Here is a 14,806-nt window from a genome sequence, read left to right as displayed (position 1 = left end):
ATGAGTTTTCACCGTCTCGCCATCGACTATTCGGCCGCGGACGGAGGCACGATCAGTTCCATCGAGACAGCGATCAACAATGCTTTCGATCCGATCTCCGCCGCCGTCTCCAGCTTCGTGTTCTTCACCGTGAACATCGGTGGTGCCGCAGTTCCACTGATCGTTCTGTGGCTGATTCTGGGTGCCGTCGTCTTCACCGTCACGTTCAAGTTCATTCAGTTCCGCGGTATCAAGCGATCTCTGATCCTGGTGAGCGGCAAAGAAGACGAAGCCGATGCACCAGGAGAAGTCAGCCACTTCCGGGCTCTCACGGCCGCAGTGTCCGGAACCGTGGGACTGGGGAACATTGCAGGTGTGGCGGTGGCAGTCACGCTGGGTGGACCGGGGGCGACCTTGTGGATGATCCTCGCTGGACTGCTGGGAATGGCCTCGAAGTTCGTCGAGTGCACCCTCGGCGTGAAATATCGGGATATCAACGAGGACGGCACCGTCTCGGGCGGGCCGATGAAGTACCTCACCAAGGGACTCGCCGAGCGAGGTCTTGCGAAGGTCGGGAAGGTGATGGCTGTCTTCTACGCCGTCATCATCACGTTCTTCGCCATCAGTGGCGGCAACATGTTTCAGGCCAATCAGACGTACGCGCAGGTCCGCTCGGTCACCGGTGGCGACGAAGGCTTCCTCGGCTCGGACGGTGCGAAGGCAGTGTTCGGACTCGTGATCGCACTCATCATCGGCCTGGTCATCATCGGCGGCATGAAGTCCATTTCGGCCGTCACCGCAAAACTCGTTCCTTCCATGGCGTTGGTCTATGTCGTCGCGTGCGGCGTCGTCATCGCCGTGAACTTCCGGTCCGTTCCGACGGCGTTCGGTGCCATCTTCGACGGCGCGTTCTCACCCGAGGGCGTGGCAGGCGGAGTACTCGGAGTGATGATCATCGGATTCCAGCGCGCGGCCTTCTCCAACGAGGCCGGGTTGGGATCGGCTTCCATTGCTCACTCGGCCGTCAAGACCAGACATCCGGTCACCGAAGGATTCGTGGCAATGCTCGAGCCCTTCATCGACACTGTGGTCATCTGCACGGCGACGGCCCTGACCATCGTGATCGCCAATACTGTGTCCTGGCAGGACCAGCGCGCCATAGTTGCCGAAACCGGTGAGTTGCCGGCGGGCGGCGTCACGCTCACCTCCGACGCCTTCGAGACCGTCCTGCCGTGGTTCCCGTACGTACTCACTCTCGCTGTGGCACTGTTCGCGTTGTCCACGGCGATCACCTGGGCGTACTACGGACTACAGGCCTGGACATCGTTGTTCGGTCGCAGCCGGTTGTCGCGTAATTTCTTCAACCTCATGTTCTGCACCTTCACCGTCATCGGCACCGTACTGTCGCTCGGCTCGGTGCTCGACTTCGCCGACGCCACGCTGTTCCTCCTGGCGTTGGTCAACATCTCGGGCCTCTACTTGCTGCTGCCGGTCGTCAAACGGGAACTGTCCGACTACATGGCAGTGCGTCGGGGCGAATCGAAGGCAGTCGACGCCGAGCTGTGACAGTGTCGGTCGACCGACCAACTGCTTCCGAACAGGGCAGCGTTCACCACGGCACCCCAGCCCGGAGTGGTCGGTACACTGACCCGCAGTCGGCAGGAGATGAGGGCATGAAGACGGATTTCAAGAAGACCCTCGACTCGTATTCGGCACGGCGCAACGTGTTTCGAATTCTGACCGTGCCACCGACGAAATACTTGATGATCGACGGCCACGGGGATCCGAACACCGCGCCGGAATATGCCGATGCTGTATCCACGCTGTTCCCCGTTGCGTATCGGCTGAAATTCATCAGTAAGAACGACCTGGAGCGTGACTACGTCGTCCCACCGCTCGAAGCCTTGTGGTGGGCGCCCAACATGGCGGCCTTCACCACGCGCCGGGACAAGTCGAACTGGCTCTGGACTGTGATGATCATGGTGCCCGACTGGATCGACCACACGATGTTCGAGCACGCCGTAGGGGTCGACGCATCCGAGAACCGTTCGGACCAACGTGCCGGAATGCGCTTCGACACCCTCGACGAGGGCCTGTGCGTGCAAACTCTGCACATCGGTTCCTACGACGACGAGGCCGCCGTGCTCGACGAGATGCACCACCACTACATCCCGCAGGCCGGGCTGACGATGACCGGCCGGCATCACGAGATCTATCTCAGTGACCCACGACGGGTCGAACCGGCGAAGCTGCGCACCATTCTTCGGCAACCGGTGCGGTACTCGGCGGACGAGGCCTCGCTCTGACACGATGACCGGCATGACCAATGCGGTGCGTCCGGCGTCGTTCACCGTCGGCACCCTCACTTTGCTCGGGGCCCTGTACTTCGCTCAGGGGCTGCCGTTCGGCTTCTTCACGCAGGCCCTGCCCGTCGTGCTTCGAGAGTCGGGTTTCTCGTTGGTGAAAATCAGTGCAACCGGGGTGTTGTTTCTGCCGTGGGCGCTGAAATTTCTGTGGGCACCGTACGTCGATCGTTACGGGTCGAGGCGGCGGTGGCTTCTGTCCCTGCAGGTGTCCGCCGCGCTGGTGGCGCTCGCACTGTCTTTTCTCGATCTGTCGTCGACGTTGCGCTGGCTGTTCGTCGGAATCTTTGTCATCAACGCGCTGTCGGCCACCCAGGATATCGCAACGGATGGGATAGCGGTTCGCACGTTGACGGTGTCGCAACGCGGCCTGGGTAACGGTCTGCAAGTGGGCGCGTACCGGGTAGGTATGGTGTGCGGCGGGGGAGTGCTGTTGTGGCTGTTCAGCTTTGCCGGATGGCAGGTGCTCTTCGTTGCAATGGCATTGCTTATCCTGTTGGCGACGGCCCCGGTCTGGTTCATGAACAAGCAACTGGCCGCGGCAGACGTGGACACCGACCGGCAGCCCGAGTCCGAGGGTCCGGCGCGACTTGCTGTGGCCTGGTGGTCCCGATTGCGCAGGCCTGGCATGGTCGCGTTCATTTTTCTCATCGTCGGCTTCAAATTCGGAAACTCGATGGGCTCGGCGCTGGTCGGCCCGTTCCTTTCGGACAACGGACTGACCTTGACTCAGATCGCCCTGGTCGAGGGCGGCCTGTCGTCGGTGGCAGCACTTGGAGGTGCTGCGCTCGGCGCGTGGTTGTCCTTTCGCTTCGGACGTCGTCAGGCTCTGCTGGTCGGCGGAATCGCCCAAACCCTCAGTCTTGCGTTGTATGTAGTGGCATCGTTCGGCATCGGCGGGTTTCCGCTCCTGGTCGCGGCCAACGTCACCGAACACGTGCTGGGCGGCGCGGCAACCGTTGCCGTTTTCGCGCTGATGATGGACGCATCGGAAAAACGTTATGCAGGAAGCGATTACACACTGATGGCCTGCGCAATCGTCTTTGCGCAGGGTGCGTCCGGACTTACGGCGGGCGTGATCGGCGACGTGTTCGGTTACACCGCGTTGTTCGGTTCCGCACTGGTGCTGTCCGCGGTCGGTTGCGCGGTACTGATCGTGGCGCTCGACAGGGGCTGGGGGCCCGTCGGGCTGCACGAGGTCATCTCAGTCGAATCGCGCACCCACTGAAGGCACCCACTGCTCCTCGGTCGCTCAGCTTTCGGCGACCGAGCCGGAGATGTTCACCATCCACTGCACACCGAACTTGTCGGTGAGCATGCCGAATGTGTCACCCCACGGTGCTGCGTCGAGACCCATCGTGAATTGTGCGTCGACGGCCAGCGCGTTCCAATAGCCCGTCAATTCCTCGTGCTCGGTACCGAAGAGCGAGACGCTCATCGTGTTTCCGGGTATGTGTTCCATCGACGACGGGGTGTCGGCCCCCATCAGTGTGAATCCGCTGGGAGTTGTCAACTGGCCGTGCATGATCAGGTTCTTCTCGGATGAATCGTCGGTGGCCATGCCCTCGCCGAACGTGGTCAGCGTGAGCTCTCCACCGAAGACCGTGCGGTAGAACTCCATAGCGGTGCGCGCATTGTCACGGAACGACAGGTACGGACTGAGTGTGGGCATGGCGGGACTCCTTCTCGAATCGAACGACCGGTGCGGGCTGCATCGGCTTCATCCGTCGAAAAAGTAGACACGAAGCTGGGGGAGAACTCACCGCCCAGGCTCGGATGGGCTCGCCTCGGCCTCGGCGAGAATGGCGCGGAGGGCAGCCACATGGCGGCGGTAGGCGGTTCTACCCTCCCTCGTCAGCGACAGCCACATCCGCCGCGAGTCGGTGCGTGATCTCTGCTGATCCACGTAGCCGGCGTCGACCAGGGCCGCCACCTGCTTGCTCAGCGCCGATGCGCTCAATCCACTGTGTTCCTTCACGACGGCGAGCTCGAGCGTCGTACCTGCCGCCAGCAGCGCGCAGATCCGCAGCCGGTTTGCCGGATGAATGATCGGATCCAGATCGTCCGTCATCGGTGTGTGCTCCGGTAGTGAGCGATCGAACCGAACGAGTAGGTCGCCGTCGCTGCTGTAGCGAGGAGCACCAGCGTCCAGCTCGGCAGGGATGGCTGCGCGAATGCCAGTGCCACCACCACGAAAGCAACGGACAGTGCGACCGACGCCAGAAATCCACGGCTGGTAGGCAGCGCCCACGGTGTGCCCATTCGGTACCCGGTGATCACGTTCGTTGCCACAATGGCCGCGGCCAGAATCAGCAGGGCGACAGTGCGGTGGGAGTCGGTGAGCAGTGGCGTGAGTGCCAACGCACCGATGAGCACTGCGTTGACGGCGTACAACCAGACCGGCCACGGAGTGTCGCGCACGGCGCGTTGCACGCGGTCGATGTCGTCGAGAGTCGTTCGAGCTTCGGACGAGGTGGGCTTATCGATGCTTTCCATATCGGAAACCGTATTGGATAGTTTCCGATATGGCAACGAATTGTGTGATCAGTTCTCGAGATCGGTATCGGTCGGCCGCGGCACCTCGGCCTCCCAGCGGGCCCGTCGCTCGTCCGGGGATTGTTCCCACCACGGCGTACCTCGTTCTCCCAGGGCGACTTTGGCGGCCTGAACGCCCGCGCGAGACTCTGTGGCACCGGAGGTGCGTTTGACGTCTCTGCGCCACGCCATGAGGATCGAGCGCAATTCGGCGTTGCGATCCTCGGGAATGTCGGGATCGGTCGCGCGCCACCGTCGACCCTTGATGACGACATAGTGACCGTCTTCGGTGCGTTCCACGTGCTCGGCCATGAGACCACCTTGCCACCCGACACTGCCTGTCGTCGGTTCGACGCGTGGTTTACGATTCCGGCACCTGTTCCGCTTCTGCCTCACACCGAACCGAGGATTGCCATGCGCACCGTGATCGTGACCGCGTTCGTTTCGCTCGACGGCGTCATGGAGGGGCCGGGTGGGGAAGTCGGCTACCGCAACGCGGGGTGGACGTTCAAGGACATCGAGTTCGATCCAGCGGCGTACGAGATCAAGGGCCGCGAGCAGGACGAGGCCACGGCCATGCTGCTGGGGCGTACCTCCTACGAGGCGTTCGCTCCCGTGTGGCCCACGATGGACGATTTCGCCGGATACAACTCGATGCCCAGATACGTGGTGTCGACGACATTGGAGCGCAGCGACGACCGTTGGCCGGCAACCATTCTGCGCAGCATCGACGACGTCGCCGAACTCAGGAAGACCGAAGGTGGGCCGATCTCGGTGCACGGTAGCGCGACGCTGGGTCGCAGCCTCGCCGATGCCGGTCTCGTCGACCGCTACCACCTGTTGGTCTTCCCGATGCTGCTCGGCGCGGGCAAGCGGCTGTTCAGCTCCAGCGACAAGGCCACGACTCACCTGGATCTGGTGGAGCATGAGGTGTACGGGAACGGCATCCAGAAGCAGGTGTTCGACGTCCGTCGATGACCGTAACCGTCGATGACGCGGATTCGTCGACAGTGCGCGATTCAGATGTCGTCGCTCTTCAGGGTGCGCCGCCGAACGGCTACGAGGTGAAGCTCCGGTCGGGACGCCGCCATCCGCTCGACCCGGTCCAGGATGTCGGTCACGTGGTCGAGGTCGCCGGCTACCACCGACGCTCCGATTTCGGCCCGTCTGTGCAGGTCGCGATGGTCGGTTTCGGCGACCGACACCGCGAATTTTCGATGCAGCTCCGAGATCACGGGCCGAATCACCGAGCGCTTCTCCTTCAGAGAGTGCACGTCGCCCAACAAGAAATCCAGTTCTATCCATCCGATCCACATAGGGTTACGACTGTACTGCCGTCGCGGCCCCAAGCGCGCTGAATTTATTCTGCAGCGGAGCGGTAGCGCGCTGTTCGGCGGTCGTGTTCGTAGACTGACGTCATGGCCGCACCGACGGGACCGGGACCCCTACCGCCCAGCCTTGTCGAAATGGCGACCCGTCAGGTGCGATCCGAGGTACTCAGCGGCGCTCTGGAACCTGGCTCGCGGGTGGTCGAAGAAACCCTGTGCGCGCGCCTCGGCATCAGCCGGGCACCGGTGCGAGAAGCGCTACGGCTGTTGGCTCAGCAAGGTCTCGTCGAACACCTTCCGCGCCGCGGGTTTCGGGTGACCGTGTGGTCGGCGGAAGACATACTCGAGCTGTTCGAGTTGCGTCAAGTCCTCGAGCGTCACGCGATCGGACGCGCTCTGCCCTGTACTTCGCCGTCCCTCGAGGTGTTCGCTCCGGTACGCGCGGCTCTCGACGAGATGCGCGAGGCCGATGTCCGAGGGGACACGCTGGGAAAGGACGACGCCCATCGTCGCTTCCACGAGGCCATCGTGGCGCTCGCCGGCAGCCGTCAACTGGATCTGGCATACGCGCCGATCCTGCTGAAGCTGCAGCTGCCCATGGCTCGTAATCTGAGGGAAGAAGCTCGAGTCGCCAATCCGGTGGATGGGATCCGGCGTCACGAATGGTTGCTCGAAGCAATCGAATCCAACGACGTAGGGGTGGCGCTCGCTGCGCTGAAGCAACACGGCGAATTGACCTACCTGCATCTCGAGAGCATTTCCTAACAGACTCGAAACACGTCGACAACCTGCAGAAACACGAAACTGTCGACAATCGACGGTATGACTTCAGACCTCGTCCCGGCCCTCGGTCCGTCCGTCGCTCGGATGTTGGAGGCGTACCGGACCGGCGCAGCGACTCCCACGAACGTCGTCGAAGACTTCTCGGACGCCGTGGCGTCGCGCGGCGACGACGGGACGTGGATCACCGTTGTCGACCGTGACGAACTGCGAGCGGTGGCCGAAGTCCTCGAAGCGTCGCCCGACGCATGGTCGCTTCCGCTGTACGGCATTCCTTTCGGAGTCAAGGACAGCATCGATGTATCGGGGTATCCGACCACCCTGGCCTGTCCCGACTACGCCTACACGCCGGATACGACGGCACCCGCAATTCAGGCGTTGCTCGACGCCGGCGCAATTTTCGTCGGCAAGACCAGCCTCGATCAGTTCGCGACGGGCCTGAACGGCACTCGGACACCGCACACGATTCCGCGCAGCGTATACGGAAACGACATGATCTCGGGCGGTTCGAGTTCTGGATCTGCAGTGGCGGTCGCTCTGGGACAGGTGCCGTTCTGCGTGGCCACCGACACCGCCGGATCCGGTCGAGTACCGGCCGCGCTCAACGGAATTGTCGGATGGAAACCCTCGCGTGGGCTGATCAGCACCGTCGGGCTCGTGCCCGCGTGCAAATCGCTGGATTGCATCACGTTGATGGCCTTGTCCGTCGAGGACCTCGATCTGGTCTTCGACGTGATGTGTCGTGAGGACCCGGACGACGGCTGGTCACGTCCGCGAGGGCACCGATACGACGGCCACGAGATCACGGTCGGACTACCGAACCTCGAGCAGCTGGATTTCTTCGGTGACGGGGCAATGGCCGATGCGCATGCGGCCGCACGACAATCGTTGACCGAGTTCGAATTACGCACCACGACAGTCGATCTGACACCGTTTCTCGATGCCGGTTCGTTGCTGTACCAAGGTCCATGGGTCGCCGAGCGACTCGTGGAATTCGACGAGTTCCTCACCGAGAAGCCGAATTCGATCGTGCCCGTGGTTCGCGAGATCTTGCAGGGAGGGCGACAGTACAGTGCGGTCGATGCATTTCGCGCGCTGGCGACCCTGCAGCGACTCCGGGCCCGAGTAGCGACACTGTGGACGTCGATGGACGTGATGATCGTGCCGACCATCGGCACCACCTTCACCGTCCCGGAAGTGCTGGCCGATCCCATCCGCTGCAATACCGTGCTCGGCCATTACACCCACTTCGGGAACCTTCTCGACCTGACGGCCGTGGCCGTTCCCTCCGGGCTCACCGAAGACGGCCGACCGGTCAGCCTCATGGTGATCGGCCCGGCATTGTCTGACGACACCGTTCTCGCGGTTGCGGCCAGGTTGCTCGGCGAGGGACGCAGCGCCGGGCCCGCACGCATACCCGACCGATCTGTCGACGACACGATCGACATCGCTGTTGCCGGGCACCATCTGTCGGGGGAGCGGGCCAATTATCAGTTGCTCGAATTGGGCGGATCTCTGGTGGAAGCGACCACCACGGCACCGACCTACACACTACTTCGGATCGGGACCGCCGATCCGACCCCCGGCCTGCTGCGAGTTCCGTTCGACGGCAGTGCAATAGACGTGGAGAGGTGGCGTCTGCCCGTCGCCTCTCTGGCTGTACTCGCGGGCAGACTGCCGGCTGTGCTCGCTCTGGGACGAGTGCAACTGGCCGACGGTTCCGACGTTCTCGGCTATGTCTGCGACGCGACTGTGCAGGCCGGTGCTGAGCGTCACACCGTCGACGACATCAGCGAGTTCGGTGGCTGGCGCGCGTATTCCCGGGCGATTGCTTCGACGCACCACAGTCCGATTGCAGCACAGGAGACTTCATGACCCAGTCGTACAGAAACCGATCCACCGTTCCATCCGCCTCGCCATCGGAGTTCACCATCGACGCCGCGACGACGACACTGCTGGTCATCGACATGCAACGGGACTTTCTGCTGCCCGGAGGGTTCGGAGAGAGCCTCGGCAACGACGTCGGCCTCTTGCGACGCGTGGTCGAACCACTCGTCGGCCTCGTCGCAGCAGCCCGAGAGGCGGGCATACCGGTGATCCACACAAGGGAGGGCCATCTGCCGGACCTATCCGACTGTCCACCGGCCAAGCTGCGTCGCGGAAGCCCCGCACAGCGCATCGGCGATCCAGGAGCGTTCGGCCGCATACTGATTCGAGGTGAGTACGGTCACGACATCATCGACGAATTGACTCCGATCGTCGGTGAGACCGTCATCGACAAGCCGGGCAAAGGCGCTTTCTACGCCACCGAACTCTCCGAGGTCCTGGTGGCCGCCGGAATCACCACGTTGCTCGTCGCCGGGGTGACGACCGAGGTCTGCGTGCACACCACCGTTCGGGAAGCCAACGATCGCGGGTACGAGTGCCTCGTGGTGACCGATTGTGTCGGTTCGTATTTCCCCGAGTTCCACCGTGTGGGCCTCGACATGATCTCGGCTCAGGGCGGGATCTTCGGTTGGACCGCGTCGTCGCAGGACGTCGCTTCTGCGCTCGGCGCATTCGTTTCCACCTCGGCGACTCGATAGGACCGAACATGACCATGGACGTGAAAGACTCACCCGCTGCCGACCCGTCGTCTTCCTTCGGTCTCTCGTGGTGGACGAAGGGCGACACCAACGCGTTCTTCGGACTCGGCTTCAACATTCTCGTCAACGTGCTCACGCTGACCACGCTCAGCATCGCAGTGGTCGGCATTCCCGGAGACGACGTCCTCGGGACTCTGCTCCCTGCGCTCGGGATCGCTCTGATCCTCGGAAACCTGTACTACATGGTGCTCGCTCGCCGATTGGCCAAGCGCGAGAACAGAACCGATGTCACAGCGCTGCCCTACGGTCCGAGCGTTCCACACATGTTCATCGTGGTGTTCGTGGTCATGCTGCCGGTCTATCTCACAACAGGCGACGCGGTGCAGGCGTGGGCGGCGGGGTTGGCGTGGGCGTTCATGATCGGCATCATCGTCATGATCGGCGCGTTCGTCGGGCCGTACATCCGCAGGATCACCCCGCGCGCCGCGATGCTCGGCACTCTCGCCGGAATTTCCATCACGTTCATCGCGATGCGTCCGGCCGCTCAGATGTGGGAGGCGGCCTGGATCGGGTTGCCCGTTCTCGCCATCATTCTGATCGGCTTCTTCACGGACGTGAAGCTGCCCGGCAACATCCCGGTCGGTCTCGCCGCGCTGTTGGTGGGGACGGCGATCGGCTGGATCGGTGGGTACATGTCCGTGCCGGACGTGACCGAGGCGGCGAGCAACATTGCACTCGGTCTACCCGATCTGCGCCTCGATCTGCTTCTCGACGGTCTCGGCAATCTGGCCCCGCTGCTTGCTACCGCAATTCCATTGGGGGTGTACAACTTCACCGAGGCGATGAGCAACGTCGAAAGCGCATCCGCCGCGGGCGACAACTACAACCTCCGCAGTGTGCTGCTCGCCGACGGATTCGGGGCGATCGTCGGCTCCGCCTTCGGATCGCCGTTCCCGCCTGCGGTCTACATCGGCCATCCGGGCTGGAAGGACGCGGGCGGACGAACCGGGTACTCGCTCGCGTCGGGCGTCGCAGTCGGCCTCATGTGCTTTCTCGGGCTCTTCGGACTACTGGCAACCCTGTTGCCGATACCCGCGATCGTCCCGATTCTGCTGTACATCGGCCTGCTGATCGGTGCGCAGGCATTTCAATCCGTTCCGAAGCTCCATGCCATCGCGGTGGTCGTGGCGCTGCTACCCAACCTCGCGGAATGGGCGGTGGGCCTGATCGACAATGCGCTCAGTGCTGCAGGCACGTCGGCCACGCAAGTCGGGAGCGAGGCACTGGGGCAGGCGGGCGTCGTGTACGACGGTCTGAAGACGTTCGGATCCGGCGCGGTTCTGGCCGGGCTGATGCTGGGCACCATCGTCACATTCGTTCTCGACAAACGTTTTCTCGCCGCTGCCGCCGCGAGTGGGGTGGCAGCGGCGCTGTCCTGGGTCGGCTTGATCCATTCACACGAGGTGGCGTGGGCCGCCAATCCGCAAGTGGCACTGGGCTACTTCTTCTTCGGTCTCGTCTGTCTGATGTACTCCCGGCTGTCACCCACTCCGAAGACGACGGGTGAGCCGCAACCGGTCGGCGAGTCGGGGGAGTAGCGCTCCCGATGCGGGCCGTAGCGCCCGCATCGGGAGATCGTTTACCGCTTGCTCACCAGGCCGAGTGCTACCAGATCGGCCAGATACTTCTCGATCAGTTCTCGCCCGAGGTGTGGGATATCGCCGACAGCCGACGCGAATTCGTCTGCCGGCAGGATTGCTCCCGACGACGGGTGCTGGGGATGCGCGTAGGAGTGGATCAGCGGCAACAACGAGTGTGACCGTTGTTTCTCCGGTAGTTCCTGAACTGCCGCGCTGAACCTTTCGAACCATTCGTCGTAGTCGTCGACGATCTCGATGGTGCAGCCCGCGTCACATAGCCAATCGACGAACGTATCCAGCGATATGTCGTCGTCGTGAGGGTTCAAGATGTCGAAGGTTCGGTAGCCTGCCACGTCGTCGCCCGCGATCGAGGTGATGGCCGCTGCACTGAAGTCCGCAGGCAATCCGTCGTAGTGAGCCAGTGGCCTGCCCTGCTCGTCGGTGGGCGCTCCGGTGTCGGTGGCATAGAAGCTTCTCGGTGCCAGCCCGGTTGTGACCACCGACAGGATCAGCCGCGTGAATACGTCGGGCACGTTCAGCTGACCGGACCATCTGCTGTGGGCGAGGATCATGTCGGACCGGAAGACCGAGACGGGCAGCGAGTACTCGTCGAAAGCGTTGCGCAACAACACTTCGCCCGCCCACTTGGAGTTTCCGTAACCGTTGGCGTACGACTCGTCGACTGCTCGTTGCGGACTGTCCACCCGAATGTCACCGTTCTCGTGGAAGTCGTCGACACCGACGGCAACCGCGACCGTCGACAGGTAGGTCACCGGCTTGATGTGGTCGGTCAAGGCCAACCGGATCACCTCGGCCGTTCCGACGACGTTCGGTCCGAAGAGGTGCTCGTACGGCAGCGCGTGATTGACCAGTGCTGCCGGGTGCACGACGCGGTCCACGCGGCGGGAAAGTTCTTCCCAGACATCGTCGGTCAACCCGAACCGGGGAGTGCCCAGATCGCCTGCAATCACGTCGAGTGCGGCGTCGGCCAAGGCGCGGTATCGATCGGACAACGTCGCGTCCCCGCTGTCGAAGGCGGCGTCGAGCCGAGCGCGGGCATCGGAATCGGAGCGTCCGCGCACCAGGCAGATGACTCTTCCGCCGGCGGCTGCCATCTTCTCGAGCCATTCGAGGCACAGAAACCTGCCCAGGTAGCCGTTCGCTCCCGTCAGCAGCACGGTGTTCGTTACCGGCCGAGGGCCTGGAATTCGGTGAGCGGCATCGAGCAGGGAGGCGTCCAGAAATGCCGACAGGGTCAGATCCGATGCGTGCGCGACGGAAGCGTCGCGTCCGTGAACCGACGCGAATGTCGCTGTGTCGGAATCGTTGTCGATCGCGGACGTGATGTAGTCGGCAAGAGCCGCCAAGTCCATGGCGGGTCCGGTGATCACCCCGACCGGGACGTCGACGTCGTAGATGTCGCGCAGCACTGTGGAAAACGTCAACGCCGACAACGAGTCACCACCGAGATCGGTGAAGTGGGCATCGGGCCGGATGTCTGCGCCCGAACAGCCGAGCAGAGCCTGGGCGGCGTCCCCGACCGTGACGAGCACGGGTGCCTGGGCACCGGAACGCCGGAGCTCACGCAGTCGATCGGTCTGCCCCGATTCGAGTTCTGCGTAGCGACGTTCGAGTTCGTCGCCGTACCGCTCGACGAGTTTGGGACGCAATTGCTTTCCGGCACCCGACAGCAAACCGTTGTCCTGAGTGAAGGGCTCGCGTTCGAGCACGACCTCGCGAGGTATCTCGTACGAATTCAGCGACTCCGTGCGAGCGATCCGCTGTAACGACTCCATGATCGCGCCCGCAGTCGAGTTCGCGTGGGCAGGAACGACGATCGCCAACAGATACGACCGCTGGCTGTTGCCGTACAGGAAGATCTGATCCACCAGCTCGCTCGTACCGAACACCGCTTCGAGGCGCGCCAACGCGACGAATTCGCCCTGGGCCAACTTCAGTACGTTCTTGCGACGATCCACGTATGCGAGCCGGTCCGGTTCCAACTCGGCCACGACATCGCCGGTGCGGTAGAACCCGTCCGAATCGAAGACGTCTGCGGTCACATCGGGCCGCTTGTAGTAACCGGGGATGATCGACGTCGTCTTGAGCAGGAGCTCACCACGTGGATGGGGAGTGTCGGTGGAGAAATAGCCGAGTTCGGGCACGTCGTCCAATTTGTATTCGAGAACCGGTGGCCGCGCGACGATCCCGTCGAGAAGTACCATGCCGGCTTCGGTCGAACCGTAATTGTCGCGCACCCGAACGTCGAGCAAGTCGGTCACGAAATCCTTGACCTCGGCGGCGATGGGTGCGGTGCCCACCATTGCAGCCAGGATTCGTCCACCGAACTGCTCGGACCGCACGCGCTCGAGCACGCCTCGCGAAATCTGCTCGTGTTCGCCCGCATCGGTACCGTCGACCGCACGATCGATTTCGGCGAGCACGGTGTGGCGGATCATCTCGCACACCCGCGGAATCAACAACGCCAGCGTAGGGCGCGCCAGAGCGAAGTCCTCGAACAACGTGGACAGGTCGCTGGAGCCGGCGAAATGAACCGTGCCGCCCGCCGCCAGAGTCGAGAAAACGAGCCCGCGGCCCGCAAGGTGGCTCATCGGTAGGTAGTCGAGAGTGATGACGGGAAAAGCCGGCTCGTCGACACCCTCGGACGAGGCACCCGTCCGATGCCAGGCTCCGGTCCACGCACCGGACACGATCTGCTCGGTATGCATCGCCCCTTTCGGAGTACCGGTGCTGCCGGAGGTGTAGATCAGTGCGGCGAGGCGCTCGGGATCCTCGACGTCGAACAACGGCACCTGGGGGAGTCGGGAACCCTCGTCCACCAGTTCGGTGAGCGGTCGAACAGCAATGCCGGACCCGTGAACCCCCTCGCGTGCGGACGTCAGCGCGCGGGTGTCGGCATCGATTCGGTCGTCGTAGTCGAGTACGACCACTGTGCGGATCGACCGGCAGTGACCGGCGACCTCCATCGCGACGGCGAGGTTGTCCACGTCGGAGGCCAGGACCACCGGCTCGACCTCGTCGACGATGGCCCTCAGTTGACCCGCGGTGGCTCCGGCTTGAAGTGGAACTGCGACTGCGCCCACACGGATGGTGGCCAGTTCGGTGATCACGTAGTCGATGCCGGCGAAACCGAGCGTGGCCACGAAGTCGCCTGCAGCGATGCCGCCGTCGTCGTGCCCGAGGGCGGACGCCAAGGCTCCCGCGTCGGCCCAGGCCTGCCCGTAGGTCACCGTGTCGAATCGGGGGAGCAAGCGAGCGGTAGTGCTGCCTTCGGTGTCCTCGATCGTGCGCGCGCGGCGTCCCAGGGCGGGGCGGTCGGCGTACCTGGTCATGATCTCGGCAACCACGCGAGCGAGGTTGGGTGCCAGTTCACGAGCCGCGTCGGCAACCGACCGATCCGGCTCGGCAGCCCGGAACTCCGGATCGCTGTCGTGCAGATGCTGGAAACGGTCTCGTTGGCGGATGTCTCGATCGTGTTCGGTGTCGACGGTCCCTGTGCTTTTCATGGCAATTGTTCGGGTCATGCTTCGCTCCCCTCCACGATGCACCGGACGACGCCGGATCATCGTGCTCGT

The 14,806-nt window shown here is 63.3% G+C and carries 14 protein-coding genes; 8 read left to right on the top strand and 6 right to left on the bottom strand.

The annotated features are described in order from the left end of the window. The 3 genes from CH266_RS14010 to CH266_RS14000 all read left to right on the top strand — a co-directional run bounded on the left by CH266_RS14010 (position 1) and on the right by CH266_RS14000 (position 3,570). Positions 1-1,545 (top strand): alanine/glycine:cation symporter family protein, encoded by a 1,545-nt coding sequence (locus tag CH266_RS14010; protein WP_032370587.1) that lies wholly within the window; start codon positions 1-3, stop codon positions 1,543-1,545. A 107-nt stretch (positions 1,546-1,652) separates the two neighbouring features. After that, a complete protein-coding gene (locus CH266_RS14005) occupies positions 1,653-2,285 on the top strand; it encodes a GyrI-like domain-containing protein (RefSeq protein WP_094715546.1) in 633 nt (210 codons plus the stop codon). A gap of 13 nt (positions 2,286-2,298) precedes the next feature. Next, positions 2,299-3,570: an MFS transporter gene (locus CH266_RS14000; RefSeq protein WP_094715545.1), complete on the top strand. Its 1,272-nt coding sequence runs from the start codon at positions 2,299-2,301 to the stop codon at positions 3,568-3,570. A gap of 24 nt (positions 3,571-3,594) precedes the next feature. Here the strand turns inward: CH266_RS14000 and CH266_RS13995 are convergent, their stop codons facing one another. The 4 genes from CH266_RS13995 to CH266_RS13980 all read right to left on the bottom strand — a co-directional run bounded on the left by CH266_RS13995 (position 3,595) and on the right by CH266_RS13980 (position 5,189). Continuing rightward, a complete protein-coding gene (locus CH266_RS13995) occupies positions 3,595-4,014 on the bottom strand; it encodes a VOC family protein (RefSeq protein WP_094715455.1) in 420 nt (139 codons plus the stop codon). Positions 4,015-4,101: 87 nt separating this feature from the next. Then, the gene (locus CH266_RS13990) at positions 4,102-4,413 is read right to left on the bottom strand and encodes a transcriptional regulator (RefSeq protein WP_094715454.1); all 312 of its coding nucleotides are present in this window, start codon (positions 4,411-4,413) and stop codon (positions 4,102-4,104) included. After that, entirely contained in the window at positions 4,410-4,838 is a 429-nt protein-coding gene (locus CH266_RS13985; RefSeq protein ID WP_032408239.1) for a hypothetical protein, read from the bottom strand. Before CH266_RS13985 ends, CH266_RS13990 begins: the two co-directional genes overlap by 4 nt. A 48-nt stretch (positions 4,839-4,886) precedes the next feature. Continuing rightward, complete coding sequence (locus CH266_RS13980) at positions 4,887-5,189, bottom strand: hypothetical protein (protein ID WP_094665102.1); 303 nt, start codon at positions 5,187-5,189, stop codon at positions 4,887-4,889. A gap of 102 nt (positions 5,190-5,291) precedes the next feature. Here CH266_RS13980 and CH266_RS13975 point away from each other — a divergent pair, with 102 nt between their 5' ends. Further along, a complete protein-coding gene (locus CH266_RS13975; RefSeq protein ID WP_032384317.1) occupies positions 5,292-5,855 on the top strand; it encodes a dihydrofolate reductase family protein in 564 nt (187 codons plus the stop codon). A gap of 41 nt (positions 5,856-5,896) precedes the next feature. Here the strand turns inward: CH266_RS13975 and CH266_RS13970 are convergent, their stop codons facing one another. Beyond that, positions 5,897-6,193, bottom strand: coding sequence for a DUF503 domain-containing protein (locus tag CH266_RS13970; RefSeq protein ID WP_027497180.1), 297 nt, complete (start codon positions 6,191-6,193; stop codon positions 5,897-5,899). 102 nt (positions 6,194-6,295) lie between these two features. On the opposite strand from CH266_RS13970, the gene CH266_RS13965 reads away from it, so the two are divergent. Genes CH266_RS13965 through CH266_RS13950 form a run of 4 tightly spaced genes read left to right on the top strand, consistent with a single transcriptional unit; the run spans position 6,296 to position 11,168 of the window. Next, positions 6,296-6,970: a GntR family transcriptional regulator gene (locus tag CH266_RS13965; RefSeq protein WP_094715453.1), complete on the top strand. Its 675-nt coding sequence runs from the start codon at positions 6,296-6,298 to the stop codon at positions 6,968-6,970. A gap of 57 nt (positions 6,971-7,027) precedes the next feature. Next, complete coding sequence (gene atzF / locus CH266_RS13960) at positions 7,028-8,860, top strand: allophanate hydrolase (protein ID WP_094715452.1); 1,833 nt, start codon at positions 7,028-7,030, stop codon at positions 8,858-8,860. Beyond that, positions 8,857-9,570, top strand: a complete 714-nt coding sequence (locus CH266_RS13955) for a cysteine hydrolase family protein (RefSeq protein ID WP_094715451.1) — start codon at positions 8,857-8,859, stop codon at positions 9,568-9,570. The genes atzF and CH266_RS13955 overlap by 4 nt, the downstream gene beginning before the upstream one ends. An 8-nt stretch (positions 9,571-9,578) precedes the next feature. Beyond that, positions 9,579-11,168 (top strand): regulator, encoded by a 1,590-nt coding sequence (locus CH266_RS13950; protein ID WP_094715450.1) that lies wholly within the window; start codon positions 9,579-9,581, stop codon positions 11,166-11,168. Between the two features lie 41 nt (positions 11,169-11,209). Here CH266_RS13950 and car read toward each other — a convergent pair whose 3' ends face one another. Continuing rightward, on the bottom strand, positions 11,210-14,755 hold the full coding sequence (car, locus tag CH266_RS13945; protein WP_441347053.1) for a carboxylic acid reductase: 3,546 nt from the start codon (positions 14,753-14,755) through the stop codon (positions 11,210-11,212). Positions 14,756-14,806: the final 51 nt, after the last annotated feature.

This window comes from Rhodococcus sp. 06-1474-1B (assembly GCF_002258885.1).
In the GTDB taxonomy this organism is placed as follows: domain Bacteria; phylum Actinomycetota; class Actinomycetes; order Mycobacteriales; family Mycobacteriaceae; genus Rhodococcoides; species Rhodococcoides fascians.
This window is presented reverse-complemented; position numbering and strand designations above follow the sequence as displayed.